Raw genomic sequence first — 1,259 nt, forward strand, 5'->3', positions numbered from 1 at the left:
TACTAATGCTTACGTAAAAACGTCTATTAACGATCACTTAGTTTGTAAAAACAAAGTATTACAGCCAGCCTTTGACTACATTTATAAGCATAAAAGAGAAAAAATATCTCAACAAAAGATGGCTGATTTATGTCACATTAGTACAGGTTATTTCAGCCGTGTATTTACCAAAGAAACGGGTATGAATTTTTCTGTTTTTATTTCTCTCAAAAAAATAGAGTGGTCTAAACAATTATTAGAAGAAACGGATTTCTCTATTGCACAGATTAGCGATGAATTGGGTTTTAACGATCCCGGGTATTACATCAAGACATTTAAAAAATATGAAAATATAACTCCTAACGTCTATCGGAAATATTATCAAGAAAAGCTGTAGAATTTTCAGTCCTGATGTAAGAAATATATATAACTTTTCCATACTGATACTATTACTCTAAAAAGGGATACTCTCAGTATGGAAAAGCAAAATCTCTTTAAGTGGAAACACGATTGATTTTTATCTGAGTAAAATAAGAAATAAACAAGCAGCATAGTAAATAAACAAATTTTTTATTTACTCCATAGTTTTAATAAAGTAGTTTAATCATTTACTTCTCATTAACAATAACGTTTATTACGTGTAGATGCTAATAGCTAGCCCTTATTTATTCAATGCAAATACTATAGATCATGTAACAGTGGTCGGTTGAAAAAAATTTTCGCCCCTACCATATCCTATTTCTTTAATTTTTGTTTTGATGTAGTTTTATCTGATGAAATAAAAAGGGAACTTCCTGGTTAGCAGGTGTTCCCTTTTTTATATGAAACATAATAATCATTTATCCAAGAAAATAAGATTACGAAATCTGTACTTCAATTAAAGCTATCCTGTTTATCTTCACTTTTAGATGGAGGACATCTTGCGATTTTTTGTCTATTTCATAAAAAAATAAACCACTAGCACCTCCTATATAACCATCTACCCCTTACCTACTGCAGTAAGAGCTCCTTGTTATTTTTTGAGTAGACAGGTAAGTTTACTGCAGTAGCTGCAATCATAGTATCTAAAGAATTACGAATTGATTACTAATCAGTATCTATTTCAGTACCGTTGCCGCGTTAATATACGTTGTGGATGTACAGTTTTAATTAGCCACTTTTCCTTTGTTAATCCGGATTACACGTTATCTTTCCATATCTCAATGCATCATRGATAGCTCGCCCATCACTTAAACTCGTTTCTGAATATTCAAAGGGTAAGAGCGAGAAAACAATATAAT

At 31.0% G+C, this 1,259-nt stretch carries 1 protein-coding gene; it reads left to right on the forward strand.

Translation table 11 applies throughout. The features are described 5' to 3' along the window. A partial coding sequence (locus AC1DRF_RS28375) for a helix-turn-helix domain-containing protein (protein WP_477742357.1) occupies nt 1–376 on the forward strand: 376 nt, incomplete at its 5' end. Nucleotides 377–1,259 lie beyond the last annotated feature (883 nt).

The organism is Priestia sp. P5_B4 (assembly GCF_056400385.1).